Raw genomic sequence first — 3095 nt, forward strand, 5'->3', positions numbered from 1 at the left:
GTAGTTGGGGATATAACTCGTTTTTTAAGATTTTAGCGGCTATTGCTGCTAATAGAGGTGTAGAAATAAAAAAAGTAGCGTCTCAATACACTTCTTTGATTGGGATGGTTAAATACATGAGAATGTACGGATTGAATAGTGGTGTAGCCGCAGCTATAGTTATTGGGAGAAGAGGGATGAGATTAAGTGAAAGATTACCGCAGACCATCAAGACTGCTTTATCTGTGAGGGATAGGGCACATCTATGGCGCGCGTATTATAAACTAAATAAACTATTGAAAGCTGAACTTGGATACATAAATAGGAATACCTTTTATCGTATGGAAGTGTACCCTAACTGGGCATGTAAGGTTAAGCGAATTATTGAGTCTGTGTCAGTGATACAGAGTACCGAGTAATTGGCAAGGAGTAAAAACACTTTACATGGCAAAAGATACACCGCTGACTTTTTTCTGTCTTATTTTGCTGTTTGAGTAAATTTGAGTAGATTTTTAGAAGCGGTATAGATTGGTTTATATAACTAATACTTAGAGTAATTGCAATGACTGCTTCTCCAGGAATTACCATTGAAAAAACTAAACAGGTTGAACCAAAAAAGTACCCAAATTATAAAGTAATCGTGCTTAACGATGACTTTAATACTTTTCAACATGTGGCTGATTGTTTACTAAAATATATTCCGGGTATGACGGGTGACCTCGCCTGGCAATTAACAGAACAAGTCCATTACGAAGGACAAGCCATAGTTTGGGTAGGACCCCTAGAACAAGCGGAATTTTACCATCAACAACTGAAAAGAGAGGGGTTGACTATGGCACCCTTGGAAAAAGGATAATTAAAAACAATATTCAATGAGCAAAGTAAACAAATGAGCAAAATGAACAAAGAGAATAAAACAGGTCGTCTAGTTTGGAATCATTCCACTCACATAGATGGCTTAATTCCGATTCTGGAAAAATTAACTAGTTATCCAGGTGTGGAAACTATTACACCTGGAGTAATTAGTCGCTCAAAAGGTAAATCACCTCATCTGAAATTAAGGGTTTCTGTACCAATTCGCGGTGGCTATAAAGTAATAGCTAGAGTAGGGAAAAGTGTTCAAGAAGTTTTTCTAATTACTAATTTAGATAAATCATCTCTAGAACAAGCCATAGCCGAAACTTTAGATAATTAATCAGCAATAATTTCTGGCTGTGTTAATTCGTCTGACATTTCGATGACAGCGCGAACTACTGGTTTCATATTGGGATCGTCGATAGTGTCCATCTCTTCATGACGACGACGTTTAGCACGATTAGCCACTAGTACAGTAATACGATAACGATTGCTGGCCGCAGCCATTAAATCTTCAGCACGTAACATAATTTGAGAAGAATCAAAATTTGTGCGCCTTGCCATAATTATTTTAAGTTGAATTTCTATTATCTCTTATTCTACCATTAAGCTAAATACTCTTTCTCTATTTCTCTTCAATATAATTCATTATGGAAACTAAAACATATCCTCTATCTCCTCTGATTCGTTTAACCCTGACTAGTTTGTATTTTGCCTTAACCTTGCCTTTACCTTTTTTAAGTGAATTTACTCAAGCGCCTATTTCTGCCAACTTACTCTGGCTAGGAATCGTGTTAGGGGCGATCGCTTTGTGGGCTGCTTTGAGTGAGAGGGTAATACTTGATGGAGAAAAAATTCAAGTAACCTATCCCAATTGGGTGCCTAGTTTTTTTCGCAAGGGTTGGAGTTTAGCTTGGGAAGATATCAAGGATTTAAAACTAAGAACCACAGGTCAAGGGGGCTTAGTTTACTATTTTATTCCCAAACAGGAAGAAAAAGCCTATTTATTGCCCATGCGTGTAGCTGGGTTTTCCCGTATGGTGAAGGAAGTAGAGACCAAAACAGGCATTGATACCACTGATATTCGCCCTCTGTCTCAACCGTGGATGTATCTGATTTTGTTACTATTTACCTTTTTCTTGTTATTAATAGATTTGTGGACTATTACAGTTGCTTTTTCTGGTTAAAACGAATTAGTAAATAACTATTATATATGTTGTGGTAAATTAGATAAAACATGGGTCCTAAAGCTGTGGTAGGTTCAAAAAACTCTAGAGATAGCCAAACTATAAACATAGTATTTTTTTGGCCTAGAGATTGACTAGCTTCTCGGAAAAATTGTCGTCCACCAATCACTTTACCAATAGTAAAGTTAAAAATACAGATAATTAGAGAAGCTAAAGCTATCTTAATAATAATTTGACTATCTTCTTGTTGTTCTTCTAAAAGAAAATGAGCAGCTTTAGAAGTAGCCAAGATTAACATAATATTCCAGAGATAAAATTTTAAAAAATTTAGTTTTTGCAGATATCTATGTAACTTAGTACTAGTTTTCCTAACTATCCAAGAGAAAACCAAAGGTAAAATTAAAACAGTTGAGACAGATAAGAGAATATTTATAGTCTCAATTTTTTGGTCTAGGGGAATAATAAAGCCCACAAAAACCGGAATAAGTAAGGCAACAAATATATTAGTGAGTAAAACAGAAATAGTTACATAAGCAACATTACCTTCTAATAATTCTATCATAGAGGGAGCAGCTAAAGCTGTGGGCATAATTGCTGTCATAAAACACAAAAAAGCCAATTCTTGATTAAAGATAATCCCTAAAAAGTAAGCAATAAACCCGAAAGAAATATTAGTTAATAATACCACCAAGGTATTGGGATAAAATCTAGTTGTTTTGAGATTAATAAAAGCTAAAAACAACAGCAACATCAATATATATTTAATTAAAAAAACGTAAACATATAGCTGAGAAAAAATAATTCCCAATATTATGGAAATGGCAGGTAAAAAAGTTTTAATTGTCATTCTTTAGATAAAGATAAAATTTCTTTCAAATGGTGATGCCAAGATATAAGTAGGTTGGGCAGGGAGATAACCCAACATTAATTTTAACTTCGCACTCTACTTAATTAGGGGCGTGCGCCAAAAATAATATCTTTTTGTTTTTGTCTTTCGTGGGAATAGCTATAAGCAAACTTTGGTAAGGGCGCAAGCCTTGCGCCCCTACATACTTAATTACTACATACTTTGCA

General features: G+C 34.9%; 5 protein-coding genes and 1 pseudogene. 4 read left to right on the forward strand and 2 right to left on the reverse strand.

Annotated elements, in window-relative coordinates; translation table 11 throughout:
• From MW688_RS07465 to MW688_RS07475, 3 genes and pseudogenes are all read left to right on the forward strand, one after another.
• A pseudogene (locus MW688_RS07465) lies at window positions 1–398 on the forward strand (hypothetical protein); the annotation flags it as partial.
• Between the two features lie 143 nt (window positions 399–541).
• Window positions 542–835, forward strand: a complete 294-nt coding sequence (gene clpS / locus MW688_RS07470; RefSeq protein WP_486735318.1) for an ATP-dependent Clp protease adapter ClpS — start codon at window positions 542–544, stop codon at window positions 833–835.
• 42 nt (window positions 836–877) lie between these two features.
• Complete coding sequence (locus tag MW688_RS07475) at window positions 878–1174, forward strand: DUF2103 domain-containing protein (RefSeq protein ID WP_486735319.1); 297 nt, start codon at window positions 878–880, stop codon at window positions 1172–1174.
• Here the strand turns inward: MW688_RS07475 and MW688_RS07480 are convergent.
• Complete coding sequence (locus MW688_RS07480) at window positions 1171–1398, reverse strand: DNA-directed RNA polymerase subunit omega (protein WP_486735320.1); 228 nt, start codon at window positions 1396–1398, stop codon at window positions 1171–1173. The two genes, MW688_RS07475 and MW688_RS07480, sit on opposite strands and share 4 nt — an antisense overlap.
• Before the next feature lie 86 nt (window positions 1399–1484).
• Here MW688_RS07480 and MW688_RS07485 point away from each other — a divergent pair, with 86 nt between their 5' ends.
• Window positions 1485–2021 carry a hypothetical protein gene (locus MW688_RS07485; protein WP_486735321.1) on the forward strand — a complete coding sequence of 179 codons (537 nt, stop codon included), beginning with the start codon at window positions 1485–1487 and terminating at the stop codon, window positions 2019–2021.
• Here the strand turns inward: MW688_RS07485 and MW688_RS07490 are convergent.
• On the reverse strand, window positions 1999–2868 hold the full coding sequence (locus tag MW688_RS07490) for a hypothetical protein (RefSeq protein ID WP_486735322.1): 870 nt from the start codon (window positions 2866–2868) through the stop codon (window positions 1999–2001). The two genes, MW688_RS07485 and MW688_RS07490, sit on opposite strands and share 23 nt — an antisense overlap.
• Between the last annotated feature and the right edge of the window lie 227 nt (window positions 2869–3095).

Source organism: Johannesbaptistia floridana (assembly GCF_057440575.1).